Here is a 24,405-nt window from a genome sequence, read left to right on the forward strand (position 1 = left end):
GCACCTTCAATGTGACGGGGCCGAACCGACCTGGCCGAGGTCCTGCGCACCGCCGCGCTGGTCGCCGGCGGTGCGACGCCGGCCCGACCCGTCGCGCCGGCCCGGCTCTCCGCGCTCGGCGTCGCGGCCTGGATGGGGCCGATGTCGTTGCCGCTGTGGATCGACGACCCGGCCATGCGCGGGTTCGCCACCTTGGACACCGCGCGCGCCCGGGCTGCGGGCCTCGCCTGCCGACCACTGCGCGACACGCTGGCCGCCGCGCTGGCCCACGAGGAGACACGCACGGACGAGCGCGCGGCGGGGCTGAGCGACGCCGAGGAGCAGGCCGTTCGGCGCGCGATCGACGCCGATCCGCCGCGGGGCGAGTGAGGGTGCCCTGCATGGGTCGGTACGCCGGGCCTGCGGCAGACTGACCGGCGAACCGTCGAGCCGCCCGAATACCGTGGTATCTTGACGTCGAGAGAGTTTCCGAGCCGGGAGTTGCACAATGAGCGTGAACAGTTTCGGGGCCGAGGATCGGCTGGACGTCAACGGCACCAGCTACCAGATCTACCGGCTGGACGCCGTCGAGGGTGCGGACAAGCTGCCCTACAGCCTGAAGGTCCTGCTGGAGAACCTGCTGCGCACCGAGGACGGCGCCAACATCACCGCCGACGACATCCGCGCGCTGGGCTCGTGGGACCCGAAGGCCAAGCCCAGCAAGGAGATCCAGTTCACCCCGGCCAGGGTGATCATGCAGGACTTCACCGGCGTACCGTGCATCGTCGACCTCGCCACCATGCGCGAGGCGATCGCCGATCTCGGCGGCGATCCGGCCAAGGTCAACCCCCTCTCGCCGGCCGAGCTGGTGATCGACCACTCCGTGATCGCCGACGTCTTCGGTCGCCCGGATGCCTTCGAGCGCAACGTCGAGATCGAGTACGGCCGCAACCGCGAGCGCTACCAGTTCCTTCGCTGGGGCCAGACCGCCTTCGACGACTTCAAGGTCGTTCCGCCCGGCACCGGCATCGTGCACCAGGTCAACATCGAGCACCTGGCCAAGGTGGTCTATCCGCGCACGGTCGACGGCGTGCTGCAGGCGTACCCGGACACCTGTGTGGGCACGGATTCCCACACCACGATGGTCAACGGCCTCGGCGTCGTCGGTTGGGGCGTGGGCGGCATCGAGGCGGAGGCCGCGATGCTCGGCCAGCCGGTGTCGATGCTGATCCCGCGCGTGGTCGGCTTCAAGCTGACCGGCGAGCTGCCGGAGGGCGCGACCGCGACCGACCTGGTGCTGACGATCACCGAGATGCTGCGCGAGCACGGCGTGGTCGGCAAGTTCGTCGAGTTCTACGGCGCCGGCGTCGGCGCCGTGCCGCTGGCCAATCGCGCCACCATCGGCAACATGAGCCCGGAGTTCGGCTCGACCATCGCCGTCTGGCCGATCGATGATCACACCACCGACTACCTGCGCCTGACCGGCCGCGACGAAGATCAGATCGCCCTGGTCGAGAGCTATGCCAAAACCCAGGGACTGTGGCACGACCCGGAGCGCGAGGCCGAGTACTCGGAGTACCTGGAGCTCGACCTGGCCACCGTCGTGCCGTCGATCGCCGGCCCCAAGCGCCCGCAGGACCGGATCCTGCTCGCCGATGCCAAGAGCGCCTTCCGCGAGGTGATCGGCGACTACGTCGACGATGATCAACCGCAGCAGGTCAAGGGCTACGACGTCGGCGTGGACGGCAGCTTCATCGCCTCCGACCCGACCGAGAACGGCCCGGGCGACGAGCATGTCGACGACTCGGCCAAGCCCGTCGAGTACGACACCTCGGCCGAGCTGGACCGCCCGCGCAAGCCGACCACCGTCACGCTGGAGGACGGATCGAGCTTCGAGATCGATCATGGTGCGGTGACGATTGCCGCGATCACCTCGTGCACCAACACCTCGAACCCGAGCGTCATGGTCGGCGCCGCGCTGGTGGCGAAGAAGGCGATCGAGAAGGGCCTGACCCGCAAGCCGTGGGTGAAGACGACGCTGGCGCCCGGCTCGAAGGTCGTCATGGAGTACTACGACAAGGCCGGTCTCACGCCCTATCTGGACAAGCTCGGCTTCAACCTGGTCGGCTACGGCTGCACCACCTGCATCGGCAACTCCGGGCCGCTGATCCCCGAGGTCAGCGATGCCGTGAACAACAACGATCTTGCCGTCACCTCGGTGCTCTCGGGCAACCGGAACTTCGAGGGCCGGATCAACCCCGACGTGAAGATGAACTACCTGGCCAGCCCGCCGCTGGTCGTGGCGTACGCGCTGGCCGGCACGATGGACATCGACCTGTTCAACGACCCGCTGGGCACCGACGAGCAGGGCAACCCCGTCTACCTGAAGGATGTCTGGCCGAGCCAGGCGGAGATCGACGAGGTCGTCGGCGGCGCGATCAACGCGCAGATGTTCACCAAGGGGTACGCCGATGTGTTCGCCGGCGACGACGAGTGGCGCAGCCTGCCGACGCCCGAGGGCAAGATCTTCGAGTGGGACGCCGACTCCACCTATGTCCGGCGCCCACCGTACTTCGAGGGCATGCAGGCCGAGCCGCAGCCGGTGACCGACATCTCCGGTGCCCGGGTGCTGCTCAAGCTCGGCGACTCCGTGACCACCGACCACATCTCGCCGGCCGGTGCGATCAAGACGGACAGCCCGGCGGGCAAGTACCTGACCGAGCATGGCGTCGAGCGGCGCGACTTCAACTCCTACGGGTCGCGGCGCGGCAATCACGAGGTGATGATCCGCGGCACCTTCGCCAACATCCGGCTGCGCAACCAGCTCGCGCCGGGCACCGAGGGCGGCGTGACGCGCGACTTCAGCCAGGCCGACGCGCCGGTGACCACCGTGTTCGAGGCGTCGGAGAACTACCAGGCGGCCGGTACGCCGCTGGTGGTGCTCGGCGGCAAGGAGTACGGCTCGGGCTCGTCGCGCGACTGGGCCGCCAAGGGCACCGCGCTGCTCGGGGTGAAGGCGGTGATCACCGAGTCCTACGAGCGGATCCACCGGTCGAACCTGATCGGCATGGGGGTGCTGCCGCTGCAGTTCCCGGAGGGGGAGAGCGCGGAGTCGCTCGGCCTGACCGGCGAGGAGACCTTCGACATCTCGGGGATCACCGAGCTGAACGAGGGGCGTACCCCCGAGACCGTCAAGGTCGTCGCGACCTCGCCGGAGGGCAAGGAGACCGCCTTCGACGCGGTGGTACGCATCGACACCCCCGGCGAGGCGGACTACTACCGCAACGGAGGGATCATGCAGTACGTGCTGCGCTCGCTGAAGAACAAGGGCTGATCGCCGCCCGCGATCCCTTCGTCAGTTGTCGCCGCCCGGCAGTGCGTCCGGGCGGCGACAACTGACGACAAGGAGGGTGTGGCCCCGGCCGCCGCGGGCGACAGATACACCTAGGCGACGACGAGCTCCTGCAGTCTCTGCAGGGTGCCGCGTTGCTCGTCCAGTTCTTCCATCCGCCGAGCCAAGGAATCCATGTGCTCGTCGAGATAGTCGGCGACGCAGGAGGCCAGCCGGTCGCCGCCTTCGAAGCAGGGCAGCACCCGGGCCACGATCGCGAGCGGCAGGCCGGCATCCAGGAAGAGGCGGATCCGGCGTACGGTCTCGGCCGCTTCCGGGTCGAAGCGGCGGTGACCGGCGCTGGTGCGGACCGCGGGCAGCAGGCCGTGCTGCTCGTAGTAGCGCACCGCTCGGACGCTGAGCCCGGTCCGCGCGGCCAGCTCACCGATGGTGATCGTTCGCTCGTGCCGATCTGTCATCGAAAGATCCTCTCCGAACCGGCTTGCACCTGACGCTGACGTCAGCTCCTAGCCTCCGTTTCATGACCGCTATTGATGATGCAACACAGCCCGTCGATGAGTTCTTCCGGATCGGCGGCGATCTTCGGGTACGCCGGATCGGGCTCGGCGCGATGCGGCTCACCGACGCCACCGGTGACGGCACCCAGGCCGGCGCCCAGATCTGGCGACCCCCCGCCGACCCGGCCGACGCGATCACCCTGCTGCGGCGAGCAGTGGAGCTCGGCGTTCAGCTGATCGACACCGCCGACGCCTACGCACTGGGGGAGAACGAGGAACTGATCGCGAAGGCCCTGCACCCCTATCCCGAGGACGTGTCGATCGCCACCAAGGTGGGCCTCACCCGCCCGTCACCCACCGAGTGGGTGCTGGTGGGCAACCCCGCGTACCTCAGACAACAGGTGGAGCTGAGCCTGCGGCGGCTGCGGGTCGAGAGGATCGACCTGTTGCAGCTGCATCGCCTCGACCCGGCGTACCCGGTCGCCGAGCAGGTCGGCGCGCTCGACGAGCTCCGGATTGCCGGGAAGATTCGCCACCTGGGGCTGTCCGAGGTGAGCGTTCCTGAGCTCGACGAGGCACGCACGACCGCGCCGATCGCGTCGGTGCAGAACGCATACAACCTCTCCGCGCGCACCAGTGACCCCGTGATCGATCACGCGGCCGACCTCGGAATCGCTTTCCTGCCGTACTTTCCGCTGGCCATCGGCGACCTGGCGCGGGCCGGCAGTGTCCTTGATCAGATCGCGCGTGAGCTGGGGGCCACCGGCTCCCAGGTGGCTCTCGCCTGGCTGCTGCACCGGGCGCCCAACGTGCTGCCGATCCCCGGCACCACCTCAATCCGGCATCTGGAGGAGAACCTCGGCGCCGCTGAGGTGCAGCTGACCGCCGAGCAGGTACGCCGGATCGAGGAGGCCTCGGGCGGACGGGATCCGGGCGAGGACCACTGACCACACGAGGGGGGTGGCGGGTCAGCGTCGGCGGGCCGGCGCGCCCTTGGGCGGGTAGCCGGTGACCTGCTCCTCGTCCTGCCAGAACGACACGTCACCCTTGGGTGCGAACTCCTCGACGGTGAAGATCGGGTCCTCACCGCGCCGGTACTGATCGGTGTAGGACTTCAGCATCTTGAAGGCGACCCCGGAGAGCAGGGCGAGCGCGATCAGGTTGATCAGGGCCATCACGCCCATGATCTGGTCGGCAATCGTCCAGACCAGCGACGCGGAGGCGAGCGCACCGCCCAGGACGGCCAGCAGTGCGAGGACCCGGTAGGTGGTCAGGGCGACCCGGTTCTCACCGGTGATGAACTCGATGTTGGACTGGCCGTAGTAGTAGTTGCCGAGGATCGAGCTGAACGCCAACAAGAAGATGATCACCGCGAGCAGCACGCCGGCCCAGGGCCCGAGGTTGTTGATCATCGCGTTCTGGGTCAGCGCGATGCCCTCGCCGGCACCCCTCAGATCCGGGGTGGCGGAGAGGATGATGAACGCCGTGATCGAGCAGACGATCATGGTGTCGAAGTAGACGCCGAGCGACTGCACCAGGCCCTGCTTCACCGGGTGGGTGACCGCGGCGCTCGCGCCGGCATTCGGTGCCGAGCCGAGGCCGGCCTCGTTGGAGAACATGCCCCGCTTCACGCCGAGCAGGATCACCGTGCCGACGGCCGCGCCGGTCACGGAGTTCGGGGTGAACGCATCCCGGACGATGGCGACCACCATGCCCGGCACGTTCTCGATGTTCATCGCGACGATGACGATCCCGACGCCCAGATAGAGCAGCGCCATCACCGGCACGATCTTGTCGGTGATGTTGGCGATCCGGCGCAGGCCGCCGAAGATCACCAGGCCGGTCATCACGACCAGCGCTAGGCCGATGCCCAGGTTGATCCCATCCCCTCGACGCCGGCCGCGGAGGTGACCGCGTCGGCGATGGTGTTGGCCTGCAGCGAGCTGAACGCGAACGGGAAGCAGATCACCAGCACGATCGCGAAGGCGATTCCCATCGCTCGGCTGCCGATGCCCTTCTCCATGTAGTAGGCGGGACCGCCCCGGAAGCCGAACGGCTCGTCCTTGACCTTGTAGACCTGCGCCAACGTGGACTCGATGATCGCCGAGGCGGCACCGATCGCCGCCATCAGCCACATCCAGAACACCGCGCCCGGGCCGCCGAGCGCGATCGCCGTGCCCACGCCGGCGATGTTGCCGACCCCGACCCGCGACGCGGCCGAGACCGTGAAGGCCTGGAAGGAGCTGATGGACTGCGCCTTGCCCGAGGCGTCCGGCGGGGTCTTGTTGCCGAGCGTCTTGATCATCGCCGGGAGCAGCCGGATCTGCGCGACCCCCGTGCGTACGGTGAAGTAGATGCCGAGCAGCACCACGACCGGCAGAACCAGCCACGTCCAGAAGGTGTCGCCGACATCGCCGATGATGCTCTCGAGTGCGTCCATGACCAGCACGCTAGGCCACCGGGTGTGCCGGGTCCACCCGCCCGCTCGGCGATCTCGTCGTGAGGTATCGCCGCCCGGTGGGGCGTGTGGAGGGCGATAACTGACGACACGACGGCGGGGTTGGCCCTCTGCTGCCGCACATGCCGCGGATGGCCTCAACCCACCCGGTCGGCGGGCGCCGTGTAGGTGCGGCAGGCGTCGGTGTCGCCGGACTCGAATCCGGCGCGGAACCAGCGCCGCCGGCTCTCCACCGAACCGTGGGTCTCGTTGCCGACGTAGCGGCCCAGCACGGGCCCGAGGGCGAAGTCGCGAATATTGTCCTTGCCCTCGGCGAACCAGACGCCGGCCAGGCACTCGGCCTGCAGTTCGGTACGCCGCAATGCCCCGGTCGAGGCGGCGTCGTCGACCGGCCAACTGTTGGTGGCCCGCTGCACGTGGTGTCCGAACTCGTGGGCCAGCACCGTCATCGGCAGCCAGTCCGCCCGCTCGGCGTAGCGCCGCGCCCCGTCGGTGAACAGATAGATCGTCGCGTTGTCGGTGCAGTAGAACGCGAGCACGAGATTCTTGCTGCTCATCGGGCCGCACGGGGAACTCGCCTCGGCGGTGGTGACGATCTTGATCACCGGCCGATCGAGCCGTACGCCGACCCGCCGCAGCGCGGGCGACCATGCGGGCATCAGGCAGCGGTCGACGGCATTCTCGGCGAACTCGCGCAACCCGTCTGCCGACGTATCGCCGACCGCGGGCCGCGGGCAGTCGACGGCGGGCAATGCGCCGGCCGAGTAGAGCCGCTCATCCAGCGTCGGCGCCGACCGCTCCGACCCGGTCTCGCCGCCGGACTCCCCGTCCGGTCGGCCGCCGTCGTGTTCGATGCTCACCTCGGGCGCGGGCGCATAGTCGGGGGGCGGGCCGGGCGCGGGCGGCCGGATCGCGAACCCGAGCAGGATCAGGGCCAGCCCGATGGCCGCGGCGAGCGCGGCGAGCGCCCGCGGGCGCCGGGTCATTCCGCTCCCGGCAGCGCGGCCCGGATCCGGGCGGCGACCTCCGCGGCCTCGCCGTCGGCGTACCTGGTGCGGGGCCAGAAGAACCCGCGCAGCCCGTCCCCCTTGGTGCGCGGCACCACATGCAGGTGCAGGTGCGGCACCGACTGGCTGACCACGTTGTTCATCGCGACGAACGTACCCTGCGCGCCGAGCCCGTCGCCGAGCGCGCGGGCGATGCGCTGGCCCGCGGCGAGCAGCGGCTCCATCTCGGCCGGCGGCAGCTCCAGCAGGGTGTCGATGTGGCGTACCGGGCAGATCAGCGTGTGGCCGGCGAACACTGGCCGGTGGTCCAGGAACGCGATGGTGTGCTCGTCGCGGGCGATGATCTCGGCGGGTTCATCGCCGGCGATGATCTTGCAGAAGAGGTCCATCGGACGCGCTCACAGATGGCGGAACTGGGTGATCAACGTGCCGTCCGGGCGTACCTCGTGGAACGCGAAGCCCGGCGGCAGATCGCGGTTCAGCAGCTCCCCGGGCTCGCCCTCCAGCGTGATCGTGGACGCCACACCGGGCGCGATCCGCACCGGCAGCCCCGCAAAGGTGGCCGCCGTGGCCGTGTGCGCGTGCCCACAGACGATGCCGGCGATGTCGCGGTGCGCGTTCAGCACGTCGGCCAGATCGTCCGGATTGTCCAGGCGGATCGCGTCCATGGTCGGGTGCCCGAGCGCGACCGGCGGATGATGCAGCGCGACCAGCGCGGTCCGCCCGGCGGGGCGGGCAGCGAGCTGGCGGTCCAGCCAGATCAGCGAGGACTCCGCCAGATGGCCGTGGTCGATCCGCTCGCCGTCGGCCGACGGGACGGTCGAGTCCAACGCGATCACCGTCAGCTCCGCCAGCTCGACCGCGAGGTCGAGCGGGCCGGCCGGATCGGAATCGGCGGTCACGCCGGGCAGCCCCTCGGCGAAGTCGGTACGCCGGTCGTGGTTGCCGGGGATCGCCGCCACCCGGTGCCGCCCGGCGACCCGGCGCGCCGCCTCCCGGTACTCGTTGGACAGCCCGTGATCGGTGACATCGCCCGTGTGCAGCACCAGCTCGGGATCGAACGGCAGCGCCTCGAGGTAGTCCCAGACCCGCGCATTGCGCTGCGCGGTGGCGGGACTGTTGTCGAAGTGGGTGTCGGAGACCTGCACGATGAGGGTCACGGGCCGAGCGTAGCCACCGGCCCGCGCGATCCGCGCCCCCGTAGGCTGACCCCGACCGGGCACCGCACCCGCCGGGGCACGACGCAGCCGGGCATGACGCAGCCGGGCATGACGCAGAAGGAGCACCCTCGTGAGCAGCAGGACCACCACCGACCCGTTGGACCTGATCGACCTCGCCTCGCAGCTCAGCGAGAGCGAGCGCGCGATCGCGGCCAGCGTCCGCGGCTTCGGCGAGCAGCGGGTCCTGCCGGACATCGCGGAGTGGTACGAGCGGGGCGAGCTGCCGGAGGCGCGTCAGTTGGCCAAGGAGCTGGGCGCGCTCGGCGTACTCGGGATGCACCTGGAGGGCTACGGCTGCGCCGGTGCCAGCGCGGTGGACTACGGATTGGCGTGCCTGGAGCTGGAGGCGATCGACTCGGGCCTGCGCTCGCTGGTGTCGGTGCAGGGCTCGCTGGCCATGTTCGCGATCTGGCGGTTCGGCAGCGAGGAGCAGAAGAACGAGTGGCTGCCGCGGATGGCCGCGGGCGAGGCGATCGGCTGCTTCGGGTTGACCGAGCCCGACCACGGGTCGGATCCGGCGGGGATGACCACCCGCGCGCGGCGCGACGGCAGCGACTGGGTACTGAACGGCGCGAAGATGTGGATCACCAACGCGCCGATCGCCGATGTGGCGGTGGTCTGGGCCAACGCCGGGGAGGCCGACGGCGGCATCCGCGGCTTCGTGGTGCCGACCGACACGCCCGGCTTCAGCGCGCCCGAGATCAAGCACAAGCTCTCCCTGCGGGCGTCGGTCACCGGCGAGATCGTGCTGTCCGACGTGCGGCTGCCGGACTCGGCGGTGCTGCCGGAGGTACGCGGGCTGAAGGGCCCGCTGTCCTGCCTCAGCGAGGCCCGCTACGGGATCGTCTGGGGCGCGATGGGCGCGGCCCGCAGCGCGCTGGAGTCCGCGGTGGACTACGCCAAGCAGCGCCGCCAGTTCGACCGGCCGATCGCCGGCTTCCAGCTCACCCAGGCCAAGCTCGCCGACATGGCGCTCGCCGTCTGGACCGGTACGCTGCTCGCGCTGCACCTGGGACGCCGCAAGGACGAGGTCGGGCTCCGCCCGGAACAGGTCAGCATCGGCAAGCTGAACAACGTCAGCGCGGCCATCGAGGTCTGCCGCACCGCGCGTACCATCCTCGGTGCCAACGGCATCTCACTGGAATATCCGGTGATGCGGCACGCCAACAACCTCGAGTCCGTGCTGACCTACGAGGGCACCCCGGAGATGCACACGCTGGTGATCGGGCAGGCGTTGACCGGGGAGTCGGCCTTCCGCTGATGTCGGCCGCGCCGCTCGTGGGCATCGGGAACGGATCGGGGACCGTCGTTCGATGCGTACTGCACACGGAGCGTGGCGAGCGCTCCTAGACTGGTCGTCATGTCGTTTCTCGATCGCATCCGCGGACCGCAGGACCTGCGCGACCTCGACGGTCGCGAGCTCGAGCGGCTCGCGGAGGAGATTCGCGGCACGCTGATCCATGCGGTCAGCCGGACCGGCGGCCACCTCGGGCCGAATCTCGGCGTGGTCGAGCTGACCATCGCCCTGCACCGGGTGTTCGACTCCCCGAACGATCCGATCGTCTTCGACGTCGGGCACCAGGCCTATGTGCACAAGATGCTCACCGGCCGGACGGGAGACCTGCCGACCCTGCGCCAGCGCGGCGGCATGGCCGGCTATCCCAGCCGGGCGGAGAGCCCGCACGACTGGGTCGAGAACTCGCACGCCTCGGCCGGACTGTCCTGGGCCGAGGGGATGGCGAAGGGTTTCCGGCTGCGCGGCGAGGATCGCACCGTGGTCGCGGTCGTCGGCGACGGGGCGCTCACCGGAGGGATGGCCTGGGAGGCGATGAACAACATCTCCGCCGATCCCGACCTGCCACTGATCATCGTGGCCAATGACAACGGCCGGTCCTACACCCCGACGGTCGGCGGGATCGCGCAGGCGCTCGGCGCGGTGCGTACCGACCGCCGCTACGAAGACGTCCTGGACCTGGTCCGCCGCAGCATCTCGGGTACCCCGTGGATCGGCCGGACCGCCTATGAGTGGCTGCACGGCATGAAGGCCGGACTGAAGGATGTGCTCGCGCCGCAGGGCCTGTTCGCCGACCTGGACATGAAGTACGTCGGGCCGATCGACGGCCACGACATCGGCGCGGTCGAGCAGGCGCTGCAGCAGGCAAAGGGCTTCGGCGGCCCGGTGATCGTGCACGTCCGGACCCAGAAGGGTCGCGGGTTCAAGGCCGCCGAGGACCATGTGGAGGACCAGTTCCACTCGATCGGGCAGATCGACGCCGTGACCGGTGCGCCGTTGTCGTCGAAGACGACGCAGAGCTGGACGAGCGTCTTCGCCGACGCGATGCTCGACCTGGGCCGGCGCCGCGCGGACGTCGTCGCGGTGACCGCGGCGATGCTCTATCCGACCGGACTGCACCGCTTCGCCGACGAGTTCCCCGAGCGGACCTTCGACGTCGGCATCGCCGAGCAGCACGCGGTGACCTCGGCCGCGGGCCTGGCCAGCGCCGGCCTGCACCCGGTGGTGGCCATCTACTCGACCTTCCTGAACCGCGCCTTCGACCAACTGCTGATGGACGTCGCGCTGCACCGCCAGGGGGTGACCTTCGTCCTCGACCGGGCCGGGATCACCGGCCCCGACGGGCCGAGCCACCACGGCATGTGGGACACCTCGATCGCCGGCCTGGTGCCCGGGCTCTCGCTGTGGGCGCCCCGGGATGCGGTCCGCCTGACCGGCGCGCTGGAGGCGGCGGCGGAGATCGCCGACGCGCCGACCATGATCAGGTTCCCGCGCGGTGGCGTACCGGAGGAGCTGCCGGCGGTGGAGCAGCACGAGGGCATGGACGTGTTGGTACGCGGGGCCGACGCCCGGGTGCTGGTCGTGGCCTACGGCCCGATGTGCCGGGTGGCGACCGAGGTCGCATCGCGGCTGACCGATCAGGGCATCGGCACCACCGTGATCGATCCGGTCCGGGCGCTGCCGGTGAACCGGGCGCTGATCACCGAGGCCGCCCGCCACGATCTGGTGATCAGCATCGAGGACGGTGGCGAGGTCGGCGGGCTCGGGTCGCGTCTGGCCCAGGAGCTGCGCCGCGCCGGCGTGACGGTCCCGCTGCGCGAGTTCGGGATCCCCCAGCAGTTCCATGATCACGCCTCGCGCGATGAGCTGCTGGAGGACTGCGGGCTGAATCCGCAGGAGATCGCCAGGTACGCCGTCGAGGCGATCAGCAGCAGCGACTCCGATCCCGTCGCGCCCCTGCGCTGAGCGGGCGTACCGGGTGCGGGGGAGGGCCGCGGCGGCGCCCCAGGCCCGCTGGCTGACGATCGCGCTGGTCGCGGCGGGGACGATCTTCACGGCGATCAACCTGGTCAGTGTCTCGGCCCGGCCGGGCGACCTGCCGATCACCTGGGCCGCCTGGCTGCTGGCCCCGGGCATGGGAGCTGTGCTGCTCCTTGCCGGCCGGCGCTGGCCCGTCGCGGCGCTCGTGATCTCCGCGGCGCTGCTCTTCGGTTACTACGCCACCGGCCGGCCGCCGATCGGGTTCGCGATCCTGCTGGTGCCGGCGGTGGTGAATGCCGCCGAGCGCGGCCGGGTCCGGGCGGCCGCGATCGTCGGCGCCGGCCTGTTGCTGGTGGCCTTCGGGGTACGCCTGTTCGCGCTCGGTCAGGGATCGCAGATCCTCGGCAACCAGTTGCTGACCGATGCCGCGGTGTTGGTCGGCGGCCTCGCCGTCGGCGATGCGCTGCTCTTCCGCAACCGGTGGCACGCAGAGCTCGGGCGGCGGATCGCGCTGGAGCGTACCGTGCACGAGCGCGAGGTGGAGGCACGGGTGGAGGCCGAGCGGCGCGGGGTCAGCCGCGACATCCATGACGGGATGGGCCACGCGCTGGTGATCATCGCGCAGCAGGCGAGCATCGCCCGGGCGGTGCTGGGCACCGACGGCGAACGCGCCCGGGCCGCCCTGGACATGATCAGAAGCGTCGCGCGCGGCGCCCGCCGCGATGTCGACCAGGTCGTGGCGATCCTCCGCTCACCGCTGGAGCGGTCCAGGCTTCCGGTGCCGCGATTCGCCGATGTGGAGGTGGCGATCGAGGCGCTGCGCGAAGCCGGGACCGAGGTTTCCCTGACCCGGAGCGGAGAGCTCGGCTCGGTCGGCGCGCTGGTCGAGGCCAGCGCGACCCGGCTGGTCCAGGAGGCACTGACCAACGTCCAGCGGCACTCGCGCGCCCGGCGGGTCGACATCGCCATCGTTCGCGAGCCCGGCCGGCTGCGGGTCGGGGTGGTCGACGACGGGGGAGCGGCGGCGGACTGGCAACCCGGGTCCGGGATCACGGGGATGCGCGAACGGGCGATCCTGGTCAACGGCGAGGTGACGATCTCGGCGGAGCCGGACCGGTTCGAGGTGGCGGCCAGCTATCCGTGTGAGGATTGATCGGTGAGCGAGATCGGCGTACTGGTGGTCGACGACCAGGCGATGGTCCGGGCCGGCATCCGGGCGCTGCTCGAGCTCGGTGCGGAGGGGGACGACCGCGGCGATCGAATCGTGGTCACCGCGGAAGCCGCGAACGGAGCGGAGGCGCTGGAGGCGCTGCGTGCGGCCGACGGCGGGCGGATCGATGTCGTGCTGATGGACATCCGGATGCCGGTGCTCGACGGAATCGGGGCGCTGCAGGCGCTCCGCGCCCGCGACGACACAGCCGCAGTGCCGGTGATCATGTTGACCACCTTCGACAGCGACGAGTTGCTGTTCGACTCGCTGGAGGCGGGCGCCGCGGGATTCATGCGCAAGGACCTCGAGCCGGCCGAACTGCACGCAGCCGTACGCCGGGCGCACGCCGGGGAGGCGGTGCTCGATCCTGCCGCCACCCGGTTGGTGGTCCGACGAGCCCTCGCCGGGCGTGCCCGCGCGGCCGAGGCCGAGCGGCGGATCGCCGGGCTCAGCGGGCGCGAGCGCGACATGCTGGCCTGGGTCGGGCGCGGCCTGTCCAACGACGAGATCGCCGTACAACTGTCGCTGAGTCCGGGCACCGCGCGTACCTATGTCAGCAAGCTGTTGACCCGGCTGGACTGCCGCGATCGGGTGGCGCTGGTCGTGCTGGCCCACGCCGGCGGACTCGTCTGAGCAGCGCCGCCGGGTCGGACCGCGGAACGAATCGGGGTTGATCCGGATCAATGCCCGGCATCGCTTCCGGGCTGCGCAACTGTTGATCATGTCCGCTGTTGTGGCCGGTGTTGCCGGGCGCAGGATGGACGTCATGACGCGCAACCCGGACCCACTCGCCCGTGGCTGAGCTGACCATCGCCCGACTGCTGTTCGCGACCACGGCATCGGTGCACTACCTGTTTGTCGCCACCACCCTCGGCCTGACCCCGATCATCGCGGTGCTGTCGACGCTCTCCGCGCTCCGCGGCCGTCGGCAGCCCACGCCGATCATCGACCTGCTCGCCCGGATCTATGTGGCCAACTACGGCATCGGCATCGTCGCCGGGCTGGTGATGGAGCTGCAGATGGCGATGCTGTGGACCGGCCCGGGGACCGACGAGTACGGGCCGATCGCCGGCCTGCTCGCACTGGAGACGGTCGTCGCATTCTTCCTGGAGTCCACGCTGCTCGGCGTCTGGCTGGCCGGGCGCAAGATCATCCCGCTCTGGCTGCAGTCAGCCGTCTTCTGGGGGATCACGATCACGGCGTACGCGTCGATGATCTTCATCGTCACCGCGAACTCCTATCTGCACGACCCGATCCCGACGCCGCAGCTCACGCCCGCCGCCTTCTGGGCACTGGTGGACCGGCCGGCCACGGTCTGGCCACTGATCCACATCGCCGCCAGCTCGTTGATCATCGGCGCCTTCTGGTGTGCGACCTTCGGGGCGAACTGGCTGCGAACGGACCCGCTGAGCGTGCCCGGTCGCCGACTGATCCGGATCGGGGTCGGGATCGCGGCGCTGGCCAGTCCGCCGCTGGCCGTCGCCGGGTTCGCGCAGTTCGACGCGGCTCGCCCCGAGGGCGTACCGACCGATGAGCCGGACTGGCTGCACGCGCTCGCCAGCGTGATGATCCTGACCGGGATGGCGATCTGGTTGCTGACCTGGTTCGTGCTGGGGCCACTCACCCTGAACGGGGCGATCTTCCGCGGCAAACGATGGCTGGCCCTGTTGCGGATCGGGCTGTGGGTGCCGATGCCGATCCTGCTGATCGGCTGGATCTATCGCGAGCTGTCCCGCCAGCCGTGGTTCATCGTGGGGCGGGTCACCGTGCAGGAGGCGGCCAGTCCGATCGGTACGCCGGCCATGCTGACCCTCGCGGCGGTCTTCGCGGTGCTCTCCGCGGTCACGCTGGCGGTGGCGTGGCTGGTCTTCCGCCGGGTCCTGCGCGGTCATCCGACGACGGTCGTCGCATCATGACGAGCGTGGTCGTCGCCGCGGCCGTGGTGCTGGCGGTGCTCGCCGAGGGGCGGACGATCCTGGTCTGCCTGAGCGCGCCCGCCGCGGGGGGCGCCGCCCGGCTGACCCGCCTCGGCTCGATCTTCCTGGGCACCGAGGCGTGGGTGATCGCCGTGATCGGCATGGTCAACGGCGTCCATCCCGATCTCGCCCACCCGCTGCTGGAGGCCGCGGGCGGGGGAGCGGTTGCCTACATCGCGGGCTGGATGGTGCGCGACCTGTTCCTGTGGGCCGGTCCCCGGTTGGGGCCGGGGCTGCCGGCGCGGGTGCTGATCGCGGTCGGCGCGTCGGCCCAGGTCGTCGGCGCGGCAGTGCTCGGGGTCGCGCTGGTCGCCGCGCTCGTGAGCACCGGCCCGCCGGACGCGGGCCCGCCCGGCGATCTGCTCGGGTTCGTCCTGTTGCCGGTGCTGGTGGCGGGCCTGGTGATCCAGGTCGGGCTGGTGCGGCTGCCGCCGGCCTCCTACTTCCGGTGGGCCGAGGGCGCCCGGCCGCCTGCCGACGCGCGGATCAACTGAGCTCGGGCAGCGCGACGAGGTGCCCGTCGCCGAGGTCGGTGAGCGGGACATCGCGCCAGGTGGGCGCACCGGGCGCGGCGGGCAGGTCCCACTCGCGGCGCGGGCGACGCTCACCGCGCCGGCGCCGCCGCGGATCCGGGGTCGGCACTGCGGCCAGCAGTTCGCGGGTGTAGGGGTGGGCCGGGTCGTCGAACAACTGGTCGCGGGTGCCGGACTCGACGATCACGCCGCGGTACATGATCGCGACCCGGGTACACAGGTGATCGACCACGCCGAGATCGTGGGAGATGAACAAGAACGCGGTGCCGCGCTGTTCGCGCAGGTCGCTGAACAGGTTGATGATCTGGGCCTGGATCGACACGTCGAGCGCCGAGACGGGCTCGTCGGCGACCACGAACTCCGGTTCGAGCGCCATCGCGCGGGCGATCACGATCCGCTGCCGCTGGCCGCCGGAGAACTCGTGCGGGAAGCGGTCCAGGCTGTCCGGGCCCATCTCGCACAGCGCCAGTACCTCGCGTACCCGATCCCGCACGTCGTCGCGGGTGGCGCGGCCGTGCCGCAGCAGCGGTTCGCCGATCGCGTCCGCGATCTGCAGCCGCGGATTCAGGGCGCTGAACGGATCCTGGAAGATGTACTGCATCCGGGGCCGCAGCCGGGTGAGCTCGCGGCGCGACAGCCCGGACAGGTCGGTCCCGCGGAACCGCACCGCGCCCGAGGTCGGCTCGTGCATCCGCAGCACCGTCTGGCCGAGGGTGGTCTTGCCGCTGCCGGATTCGCCGACCAGCCCCACCAGCTCCCCGTCGGCGACGGTGAGGCTGACCCCGTCCACCGCCCGGACGAGTTGGTCGCGGCGGCGGCCGAACCCGCGGTCGCCGAAGTGCTTGACGAGGTCGGTGACCTCGATCAGCGGGGCGTCGGAGCCGGTCACGACGCGGGCTCCTCGGCGGCCGGGCCGCGCAGCGTCGCCTCGCGTACCTGTTCGGAGATCGTCGGCAGGCGGTCCAGCCGTTGGCCGAGCACCGGCTTGGTCCGCAGCAGGGCATCGGTGTAGGGGTGTTGCGGATCGTCGAAGATCGAGAACACGTCGCCGCGCTCCACGATCCGTCCGCCGTACATCACCAGGACCGAGTCGGCGACCTGGGCCACGACGCCGAGGTCGTGGGTGATGAACAGCATCGCCATCCCGGTCTCGTCGCGCAGGTCGAGCAGCAGGTCGAGGATCTGCGCCTGGATGGTGACGTCCAGCGCGGTCGTCGGCTCGTCGGCGATCAGCAGCCGCGGGCGACAGCACAGTGCCATCGCGATCATCGCCCGCTGCAGCATCCCGCCGGACAGCTCGTGCGGGTAGCTGCGCATCAGCCGGTCGGGACGCGCCAATCCGACGCGATCGAGCCATTCGACGGCCCGGTCATAGGCCTCGCGGCGGCCGATCGATTCGTGCGCGCGCAACGTCTCGATCACCTGCCGGCCGATGGTGAACACCGGATTCATCGAGTGCATCGGCTCCTGGAAGATCATCCCGATGTCGCCGCCGCGCAGGCGTTGCAGTCCGCTGCGCCGCAACGCGAGCACATCGCGGTCGGCGAAGCGGACGCTCCCGCCCGCGATCCGGCCCGGCTCGGCGACCAGCCGCATCAGCGACATCGCGGTGACGCTCTTGCCGGAGCCGGACTCGCCGACCAGGCCGACCACCTCGCCACGGCGCACGGTGAAGCCGACATCGTCGACGACTGCGCGCGTCCCGCCGGGCGCGGGGAACTCCGTTCGCAGCCCGCGCACCGTCAGCAGGGGTTCCTCATCGGCCACGCGAGCCACCCCCGCTCCGCGGGTCGAACGCGTCGCGCAACCGGTCGCCGAGCACGTTGATCGCCGCCACCGTGATCAACAGCGCCATCCCGGGCGGCACCCACAGCCACCAGTGCTGCCGGAAGTCGATCAGATTGTTCGCCGCGGTGATCATGTTTCCCCAGGAGGCGCTCGGGGCCATCACCCCGAGCCCGAGGAAGCTCAGCGCCGACTCGCTCAGGATGCCGGAGGCGACGCTGAGGGTGGCGACCACGATCAGCAGTGGCAATACGTTCGGCAGCAGGTGATGGAACAGCTTGGAGCGGGTGCTCAGCCCGAGCACCTCGGCGGCGCGCAGGTACGGCTCCTCGCGCAGCGACAACACCTGTCCCCGCACCAGCCGGGCGATGCTCGGCCAGCCGATCAGGCTGAGCAGCACGGTCACCAGGTAGATCCGGGCCTCCGGTGCGACCTTGAACTCCGACAACAAGGCGGCCAGCACGATCAGCAGCGGCAGCCCGGGCAGGGCCATCAGCAGGTCGGCGAGCCGCATCAACACCAGGTCGAGCACGCCGCGGAAATAGCCGGACACGATCCCCAGCACCGCGCCGAGCACCAGCGAGAGCAGCATGGACGCCAGGCCGATGGTCAGCGAGATCCGCCCCGCGAGCATCAGCCTGGTGGCGACATCGCGGCCGTAGTCGTCGGTGCCCAGCCAGTGGTCCATCGTGGGGACGTGCTCGGCGATCCGCAGATTGATCTCGTCGCCGGTGTAGGGAGAGATCAGCGGCCCGACGAAGCAGAACAACAACATCAGAACCAGGACGGCGAGCGCGACGACGGCGACGGGGGTCCGCAGCAATCGCCCGATGGCCTGCGACCACAGCGAACGTGAGCGGACCGGCCGCGGCGGGCGAGCGCCGGCGGGGGCCGGCGCGGTGGCGAGCAGGGGCAGGTGCTGTTCGGTCATCCGTGCCGCACCTTTGCCACGAGCCGGATCCGCGGGTCGGCCACGGCGTACAACACGTCGGCGAGGAAGCTGCCCACGACCGTGAGCAGCGCGAGCAGCATGGTGAGCGTCATCAGCACGTCGTAGTCGCGGGTCTGCACCGACTCGATCTGCAGCCGGCCGACGCCGGGCCAGTTGAAGATCTGTTCGGTGATGATCGCCCCGGAGAACAGGGCGGGCAGCTCGAAGGCCAGCAGGGTGATGGCCGGCAGCAGCGCATTGCGCAGGGCGTGGGAGAACACCACGGCCCGCTCGCCGAGACCCTTCGCCCGGGCGGTGCGGATGAAGTCGGCACGCAGCACCTCGAGCATGCCGGAGCGGAAGTAGCGGGTCAGCGACCCCGCGCCGAGGAAGGTCAGGATCGCGACGGGCAGCGCCAGGTGGTGCACGATCTCGACGACCCGCGCGGGCCCGCTGGTCAGACTGCCGGTGTCCAGCATCCCGCCGGCCGGGAACAGTTGCAGGTCGATGGCCAAGATCTTGATCATCATCAGCCCGAGGAAGAACGACGGCACCGACAGCGAGGCGAACAGCGCGACGGTGACCAGCCGGTCGAACCACGAGTACTGCCGGGTCGCCGCGAGCACGCCGGTGACCAGCGCGATCAGCCAGGTGAGCACGAACGCAGCGAAGGCCACCAGGAACGAGTTCCACAGCAGCGGCGCGAGCACCTCGGCGACCGGCCGGTTGTACTCCAGGGAGTAGCCGAGGTCGCCGCGGAACAGGTTGCGCAGCCAGATGCCGTAGCGCACGACGACCGGCTGGTCGAGCCCGTAGAGCGCCCGCAGCTCCGCGACCCGCTGCGGGGTGAGCGATCGGTTGCCGGAGAAGTGATCGCCCGGCATCAGCGCGAACAGCCAGAACACCAGCACGGACACGCCGAACAGCAGCGCCAGCATCGTGGCGAGGCGCCTGGTCAGGTAGCCGATCATCGCCGAGCGGTCGGGCCGGGCGCGCTCAGCTCGACCTGATCTTCAACTTGGCGAGCGCCTGCGCCGCGTCCTCGCCGCCGGTCCGGAAGGCGTCAGCGCCCTCCACCCGGGCGTTGTACGCCGAGATCGACTTGCGGTAGTCGAGCAGGATGGTCGGCGGGTCCTCGCTGAGGCGCTGGTAGAGCTCGGCATAGATCTTCTTGCGCTCGGCCTCGTCGAAGGTGCCGACCCCCGCGGCGACCAGCCGCGTGACCTCGGGATTGCGGTAGCGGGAAAGGTTGATGTTCGGGTCGTTGGTGCCGAACTCGCGCACGGCATCGTCCGGGTCGGCGAGCCCCTCCGTGCGGAACCCGGCCAGGTCGTAGTCGCCCGAGTTGAAGCGCGCGAACGCCGTGTTGGAGTCGAGCACCTCGGGGACGAAATCGATGCCGAGCGCGGTGTAGTTCTGTTCGCCGATCGGGATCACCGGATCGTCCGGCTTGGTGGTGATGTAGGACAGCGTCAGCTTCTTGCCGTCCTTCTCCCGGATCCCGTCCGCGCCCCGGACCCAGCCCAGCTCGTCCAGCAACTGTCCGGCCCGGTCCGGGTCGAAGTCGTAGCGGGTCACACCCTCGGTCGTGTACGACCACAGCGGCGGCGCCGCGTAGGTGTCGGCCACCTGGCCGAGCCCCTTGAACCTGGCGTCGACGATCTGTTGCCGGTCGAGGCCGTAGTTGAGCGCCTGGCGGGCCTGCGTCGGGGCGAGCGCCGGGTTCGAGTTGTTCACCCAGATCTGGCCGATGTCGGGGATCACCCTGGTGTTGATCGTGGCGTAGCCGAGCTCCTTCAGCTCGTCGATGACCGCCGGATCGCTGCCGAACCCGCCCTGGTCGATGTCGCCGTTCTGGAAGTTCTGCAGCGCCGCGTCGGTGCTGGGCAACACCTTGTAGATCAGGTGCGCGATCGGGGGCTGGCCGCCGTAGTAGTGCGGGTTGGCCGTGTACCGGACCTCCTGGCCCTCGACGAACCGGTCGAGCTGGTAGGGCCCGGCGCCGAGCGGCTTGGCGTACAGGTCGCGCAGGTAGTCGAGCTTGCCCTTGGCGTACCCCTTGCCGTAATGGGCCTTCGAGATCACCGGACCGCCGAGGATGGTCAGGGCGAGCGGATTGGGCCTTTCGGTGGTGATCGTGATCGTGCGCGGGTCGATGACCGTGATCCCGGACAGGCCGGGAGCGTCGCCGTTGCGGAACTCGTCCGTGCCGGCGATCACGATGTCGGAGAAGTCGATGTAGCCGGAGTACGCGGGGTCGTTGAGCAGCGTCAGGGTGAACGCGACGTCATCGGCGGTCAGCGGCGAGCCGTCGCTGAACGTCAGCCCGTCCCGCAGGTGGTAGGTGTAGGTGAGGTTGTCCGGCGAGATCTCCCAGGATTCCGCCAGGTCGGGCTTGGGCTGACCGGACTCGTCGCGCACGACGAGGGAGGCGAAGATCGGCACGATCGCGTTGCCGTCCCAGCCGTTCTCGTAGAAGCCGGGCAGGAAGACCCCGCCGGGCTTGAGGATCATCGAGACGAACGTGTCGGTGCGGCGGTTCGCGTTGGCGGGGCTGCGGCCCGGATCGGTGGCCGGGATCACCTCGTCCCGCAGGGTGGTCAGATCCGCCTGCGGAGCCGTCGGGCTGTCCTCCGCCGTGGCCGCGCAGGCGCCGAGCGGGAGCGCCAGTGCGAGCGCCGCGGCGACGACGACGACCAGACCCTGCTTCGTTCTCATCTGTTCCGACTCCTGGGACGTCCGGCACCCAGTGCGCCACTGAGCCAGTTGGAAACGTAGGACTCCCGCGTCCGGCCGCGGACGGCGTCCGGATCATGGACGCCGTCCGCCGCCTCAGGCGAGGGAGGCCACCCCGGGCTCGGCGAACCGCCGCCCGGTCGCGCGCTCGGCCGCCCCGGAGCGGTCCAGGTACGGCGTGATCCCGCCCAGGTGGAAGGGATAGCCCGCGCCGAGGATCAGGCACAGGTCGATGTCGCGGGCGTCCGCGACGACCTCCTCGTCCAGCATTCGTCTGATCTCGTCGGCCAGCGCGTCCTCGACCCGCGTGCGGACCTGCTCCTCCGTGCTCGGCTGGTCGCCGACCGTGAACAGGGCGCGCGTCTCGTCGGAGACGAAGGGCCGGCCCTGGTCGTCGTAGTCGTAGATGCCGGACCGCTTGGCCTCGACGAGTCGGCGGAGATTCTGCGAGACCGGGAACCGATCGCCGAATGCCGCGTTCAGGGTCTCGTTGACGTGCAGCGCAACGGCCGGGCCGACCAGTTGCAGCAGCACGAACGGCGACATTGGCAGGCCGAGCGGCGCGAGCGCGCGGTCGGCGACCTCGAAGTCGGTGCCCTCGTCCAGGGTCGCGGTGATCTCCGACAGCATCCGGGTGAGCACCCGGTTGACGACGAACGCCGGCGCGTCGGCAACCAGGACGGCGTTCTTCTTCAACTGCTTGGCCACGGCGAAGGCGGTGGCCAGCGTCGCGTCGTCGGTGTCGCGCCCGCGGATGATCTCCAGCAGCGGCAAGATCGCGACCGGATTGAAGAAGTGGAAGCCGACGACCCGCTCGGGATGGCCCAGGCCAGACGCCATCTCGGTGATCGACAGCGAGGAGGTGTTGGTGGCCAGCACGCATTCGGCGGAGACGATCTTCTCCAGGTCGGCGAAGATCTGCTGCTTCAGCCCGAGCTCTTCGAAGACCGCCTCGATCACGAAGTCGCAGTCGGCGAAATCGCCCGTGTCGGTGGTGCCGGAGATCAACGCCTTGTAACGGTTGACCTTGTCCGGGTTCAGGCGGCCCTTGGCGTGCAGCTTGTCGATCTCGCCGTGCACATAGCCGATGCCCTTGTCCACCCGCTGCTGGTCGAGATCGGACATCACGACGGGTACGCCGAGCCGCCGCGCGAACAACATCGCCAACTGGCTCGCCATCAGCCCGGCTCCGACGATGCCGACCTTGGTGATCTTGCGGGCCAGCGCCTTGTCCGGGGCCCCGGCGGGGCGCTTGGCGCGCTTCTGGACGAGATCGAAGGCGTACAGCCCCGCGCGCAGCTCGTCGCCCATGATCAGATCGGCCAGCCCGTCGTCCTCGGCGGCGAACCCGGCGGCCCGATCCCGGGTCGCGTTGGCCGCCAGGATGTCCAGCGCGCGGTAGGGGGCGGGCGCCACGCCGCCGACCTTGGAGTCGGCGAACTCCCGCGCCTTCGCGACCGCGTCGGACCACTCCTGGCCGGTGTCCACGGCGCGCCGCTGCACGGTCACCTCGCCGGTGATCACCCGGGCAACCCAGTCCAGCGAACGCTCCAGGAAGTCCGCGCCCTCGAACATCGCGTCGGCGATGCCGAGCTGGTGGGCCTGCGGCGCCTTCAACATCCGGTTCTGGCTCAGCGCATTCTCGATGATCACCTTGGTGGCGCCCGGCGCGCCGATCAGGTGCGGGAGAAGCCACAGCCCACCCCAGCCGGGCAGCAGGCCGAGGAAGCACTCGGGCAGACCCAGTGCCGGAGCGGCCGCGTTGATCGTCCGGTAGTCGCAGTGCAGCGCGATCTCCAGGCCGCCACCGAGGGCGAGCCCGTTGATCAGGCAGAACGTCGGGACCTCCACCGCGTGCAGCTTGTCGAACACGCCGTGCCCGATCCGGGCGACGAGCTTCGCCTGCTCGCGGTCGGTGATCTTTCCGACCTGGGAGAGGTCGGCGCCGGCGGCCAGGATGAACGGCTTGCCGGTGACGGCGATGCCGACGATGTCGGTGCGCGCGGCGGCGGCGTCGATGGCGGCGTTCAGCTCGGTCAGGCCGGCCGGGCCGAAGGTGTTCGGCCGGTTGTGGTCCAACCCGTTGTCGAGGGTGATCAACACCAGGGTGCCGGCGCCACCCGGCAGGGCGACGTCGCGACTGAGGGCGTGCGTGACGACCTCGTCGGTGGTCTGCTCGGCGGCCAGGGCAAGCGCGTCGTCCAGCGCCGGCCCGGACAGGATCTCGTCGGTCACGGTGCTCTCGCTCACTTGTCGCCTCCGGTGAAGTGCGGGTTCTCCCAGATCACGGTGCCGCCCATGCCGAGGCCGACGCACATGGTGGTGATGCCGTAGCGGATGTCGGGACGGTCGGCGAACGTCTTCGCCAGGTGGATCATCAGCCGTACGCCCGAGCTGGCGAGCGGGTGGCCCAGGGCGATGGCACCGCCGTAGGGGTTCACCCGGGGATCGTCGTCGGCGATGCCGAAGTGATCGAGGAAGGCCAGCACCTGCACGGCGAAGGCCTCGTTGATCTCGAACGCGCCGATGTCGTCGATGCTCAGGCCGGTCCGGGCGAGCGCCTTCTCGGTCGACGGCACGGGCCCGACACCCATCACCTCCGGGTCGACGCCCGCGAAGGCGTACCCCACCAGCCGCATGGCGACCGGCAGACCGAGCTCTTGTGCCGCATCGGCGGAGGCGAGCAGGCAGGCGGTCGCGCCGTCGTTCAGGCCCGCGGCATTGCCCGGCGTGACCCGTCCGTGGGGGCGGAACGGCGTCTTCAGCCCGGACAGTCCCTCGAGGGTGGTGTCGGGGCGGGGCGGCTCGTCGGCGGTCGCCAGCCCCCAGCCCAGCTCGCTGCTGCGCGCGGCGACGGGCACCAGCATCGGCTGGATCACCCCGTCGGCGTACGCCTGCGCGACCCGTTGCTGCGAGGCGACGGCGAACGCGTCCGCCCGCTCCTTGGTGATCTCGGGAAAACGATCATGGAGATTCTCGGCGGTGTTGCCCATGATCAACGCCTCGGGATCGACGAGCTGCTCGGCGAGGAAGCGTGGGTTCGGGTCGACGCCCTCGCCCATCGGGTGGTGGCCCATGTGCTCCACGCCGCCGGCGATCGTGACGTCGTAGGCGCCGAACGCGATCCCGGCCGCGGTGGTGGTGACGGCGGTCATCGCGCCCGCGCACATCCGGTCGATGGCGTAACCGGGGACCGACCGCGGCAGTCCGGACAACAGCGCGACCGTGCGGCCGATGGTCAGACCCTGGTCGCCGGTCTGCGTGGTCGCGGCGATCGCGACATCGTCGACCCGTTCGGGGGGTAGCTCGGGGTGGCGGCGGAGCAGTTCGCGTACGCAGTCCACCACCAGGTCGTCGGCACGGGTCTCGGCGTACAGGGAGCCGGCCTTGCCGAAGGGGGTGCGCACGCCGTCGACGAAGACGACATCGCGGGATTCACGTGGCATG

At 70.3% G+C, this 24,405-nt stretch carries 22 protein-coding genes; 9 read left to right on the forward strand and 13 right to left on the reverse strand.

All coding sequences use genetic code 11. The annotated features are described in order from the left end of the window. The first annotated feature begins 141 nt into the window (after positions 1 to 141). Positions 142 to 369 (forward strand): hypothetical protein, encoded by a 228-nt coding sequence (locus GGQ54_RS16750; protein WP_218843901.1) that lies wholly within the window; start codon positions 142 to 144, stop codon positions 367 to 369. A 118-nt stretch (positions 370 to 487) separates the two neighbouring features. Then, positions 488 to 3,313 carry an aconitate hydratase gene (locus GGQ54_RS15765; RefSeq protein WP_179446218.1) on the forward strand — a complete coding sequence of 942 codons (2,826 nt, stop codon included), beginning with the start codon at positions 488 to 490 and terminating at the stop codon, positions 3,311 to 3,313. Between the two features lie 110 nt (positions 3,314 to 3,423). Here the strand turns inward: GGQ54_RS15765 and GGQ54_RS15770 are convergent, their stop codons facing one another. Continuing rightward, complete coding sequence (locus tag GGQ54_RS15770; RefSeq protein WP_218843902.1) at positions 3,424 to 3,789, reverse strand: MerR family transcriptional regulator; 366 nt, start codon at positions 3,787 to 3,789, stop codon at positions 3,424 to 3,426. A 62-nt stretch (positions 3,790 to 3,851) separates the two neighbouring features. On the opposite strand from GGQ54_RS15770, the gene GGQ54_RS15775 reads away from it, so the two are divergent. Then, entirely contained in the window at positions 3,852 to 4,775 is a 924-nt protein-coding gene (locus tag GGQ54_RS15775; RefSeq protein WP_179446219.1) for an aldo/keto reductase, read from the forward strand. Between the two features lie 21 nt (positions 4,776 to 4,796). Here GGQ54_RS15775 and GGQ54_RS16755 read toward each other — a convergent pair whose 3' ends face one another. From GGQ54_RS16755 to GGQ54_RS15795, 5 genes are all read right to left on the reverse strand, one after another. Continuing rightward, positions 4,797 to 5,675 (reverse strand): alanine:cation symporter family protein, encoded by an 879-nt coding sequence (locus GGQ54_RS16755; RefSeq protein ID WP_218843903.1) that lies wholly within the window; start codon positions 5,673 to 5,675, stop codon positions 4,797 to 4,799. Between the two features lie 11 nt (positions 5,676 to 5,686). Continuing rightward, complete coding sequence (locus tag GGQ54_RS17505; RefSeq protein ID WP_218843904.1) at positions 5,687 to 6,268, reverse strand: alanine:cation symporter family protein; 582 nt, start codon at positions 6,266 to 6,268, stop codon at positions 5,687 to 5,689. Positions 6,269 to 6,423: 155 nt separating this feature from the next. Continuing rightward, positions 6,424 to 7,272, reverse strand: coding sequence for a neutral zinc metallopeptidase (locus GGQ54_RS15785; protein ID WP_179446220.1), 849 nt, complete (start codon positions 7,270 to 7,272; stop codon positions 6,424 to 6,426). Continuing rightward, positions 7,269 to 7,682, reverse strand: coding sequence for an HIT family protein (locus tag GGQ54_RS15790; RefSeq protein WP_179446221.1), 414 nt, complete (start codon positions 7,680 to 7,682; stop codon positions 7,269 to 7,271). The genes GGQ54_RS15785 and GGQ54_RS15790 overlap by 4 nt, the downstream gene beginning before the upstream one ends. Before the next feature lie 9 nt (positions 7,683 to 7,691). After that, positions 7,692 to 8,453 carry a metallophosphoesterase gene (locus GGQ54_RS15795; RefSeq protein WP_179446222.1) on the reverse strand — a complete coding sequence of 254 codons (762 nt, stop codon included), beginning with the start codon at positions 8,451 to 8,453 and terminating at the stop codon, positions 7,692 to 7,694. Positions 8,454 to 8,583: 130 nt separating this feature from the next. On the opposite strand from GGQ54_RS15795, the gene GGQ54_RS15800 reads away from it, so the two are divergent. From GGQ54_RS15800 to GGQ54_RS15825, 6 genes are all read left to right on the forward strand, one after another. Beyond that, positions 8,584 to 9,774, forward strand: a complete 1,191-nt coding sequence (locus tag GGQ54_RS15800) for an acyl-CoA dehydrogenase family protein (protein WP_179446223.1) — start codon at positions 8,584 to 8,586, stop codon at positions 9,772 to 9,774. Positions 9,775 to 9,873: 99 nt separating this feature from the next. Further along, complete coding sequence (gene dxs / locus GGQ54_RS15805) at positions 9,874 to 11,772, forward strand: 1-deoxy-D-xylulose-5-phosphate synthase (protein WP_179446224.1); 1,899 nt, start codon at positions 9,874 to 9,876, stop codon at positions 11,770 to 11,772. Between the two features lie 13 nt (positions 11,773 to 11,785). Next, a complete protein-coding gene (locus GGQ54_RS17510; RefSeq protein WP_179446225.1) occupies positions 11,786 to 12,940 on the forward strand; it encodes a histidine kinase in 1,155 nt (384 codons plus the stop codon). 3 nt (positions 12,941 to 12,943) lie between these two features. Next, positions 12,944 to 13,630, forward strand: coding sequence for a response regulator (locus tag GGQ54_RS15815; protein WP_343045994.1), 687 nt, complete (start codon positions 12,944 to 12,946; stop codon positions 13,628 to 13,630). Positions 13,631 to 13,791: 161 nt separating this feature from the next. Then, positions 13,792 to 14,913 carry a cytochrome ubiquinol oxidase subunit I gene (locus GGQ54_RS15820; protein WP_179446226.1) on the forward strand — a complete coding sequence of 374 codons (1,122 nt, stop codon included), beginning with the start codon at positions 13,792 to 13,794 and terminating at the stop codon, positions 14,911 to 14,913. Further along, complete coding sequence (locus tag GGQ54_RS15825) at positions 14,910 to 15,467, forward strand: hypothetical protein (RefSeq protein ID WP_179446227.1); 558 nt, start codon at positions 14,910 to 14,912, stop codon at positions 15,465 to 15,467. The genes GGQ54_RS15820 and GGQ54_RS15825 overlap by 4 nt, the downstream gene beginning before the upstream one ends. Here the strand turns inward: GGQ54_RS15825 and GGQ54_RS15830 are convergent. The 7 genes from GGQ54_RS15830 to GGQ54_RS15855 all read right to left on the reverse strand — a co-directional run bounded on the left by GGQ54_RS15830 (position 15,460) and on the right by GGQ54_RS15855 (position 24,404). Beyond that, positions 15,460 to 16,395, reverse strand: a complete 936-nt coding sequence (locus GGQ54_RS15830; RefSeq protein WP_343045995.1) for an ABC transporter ATP-binding protein — start codon at positions 16,393 to 16,395, stop codon at positions 15,460 to 15,462. The genes GGQ54_RS15825 and GGQ54_RS15830 overlap by 8 nt on opposite strands. After that, positions 16,392 to 17,273: an ATP-binding cassette domain-containing protein gene (locus GGQ54_RS16765; protein WP_218843905.1), complete on the reverse strand. Its 882-nt coding sequence runs from the start codon at positions 17,271 to 17,273 to the stop codon at positions 16,392 to 16,394. Before GGQ54_RS16765 ends, GGQ54_RS15830 begins: the two co-directional genes overlap by 4 nt. Beyond that, on the reverse strand, positions 17,263 to 18,222 hold the full coding sequence (locus tag GGQ54_RS15835) for an ABC transporter permease (protein WP_179446229.1): 960 nt from the start codon (positions 18,220 to 18,222) through the stop codon (positions 17,263 to 17,265). Before GGQ54_RS15835 ends, GGQ54_RS16765 begins: the two co-directional genes overlap by 11 nt. Continuing rightward, positions 18,219 to 19,193 (reverse strand): ABC transporter permease, encoded by a 975-nt coding sequence (locus tag GGQ54_RS15840; protein ID WP_179446230.1) that lies wholly within the window; start codon positions 19,191 to 19,193, stop codon positions 18,219 to 18,221. The genes GGQ54_RS15835 and GGQ54_RS15840 overlap by 4 nt, the downstream gene beginning before the upstream one ends. Positions 19,194 to 19,218: 25 nt before the next feature. Then, positions 19,219 to 20,940, reverse strand: coding sequence for an ABC transporter substrate-binding protein (locus GGQ54_RS15845; RefSeq protein ID WP_179446231.1), 1,722 nt, complete (start codon positions 20,938 to 20,940; stop codon positions 19,219 to 19,221). A gap of 114 nt (positions 20,941 to 21,054) precedes the next feature. Further along, the gene (locus tag GGQ54_RS15850) at positions 21,055 to 23,208 is read right to left on the reverse strand and encodes a 3-hydroxyacyl-CoA dehydrogenase NAD-binding domain-containing protein (protein ID WP_343045996.1); all 2,154 of its coding nucleotides are present in this window, start codon (positions 23,206 to 23,208) and stop codon (positions 21,055 to 21,057) included. Beyond that, positions 23,205 to 24,404 (reverse strand): thiolase family protein, encoded by a 1,200-nt coding sequence (locus GGQ54_RS15855; protein ID WP_179446232.1) that lies wholly within the window; start codon positions 24,402 to 24,404, stop codon positions 23,205 to 23,207. The genes GGQ54_RS15850 and GGQ54_RS15855 overlap by 4 nt, the downstream gene beginning before the upstream one ends. Position 24,405: the final 1 nt, after the last annotated feature.

Origin of the sequence: Naumannella cuiyingiana (genome assembly GCF_013408305.1) — a bacterium.
Taxonomy (GTDB): domain Bacteria; phylum Actinomycetota; class Actinomycetes; order Propionibacteriales; family Propionibacteriaceae; genus Naumannella; species Naumannella cuiyingiana.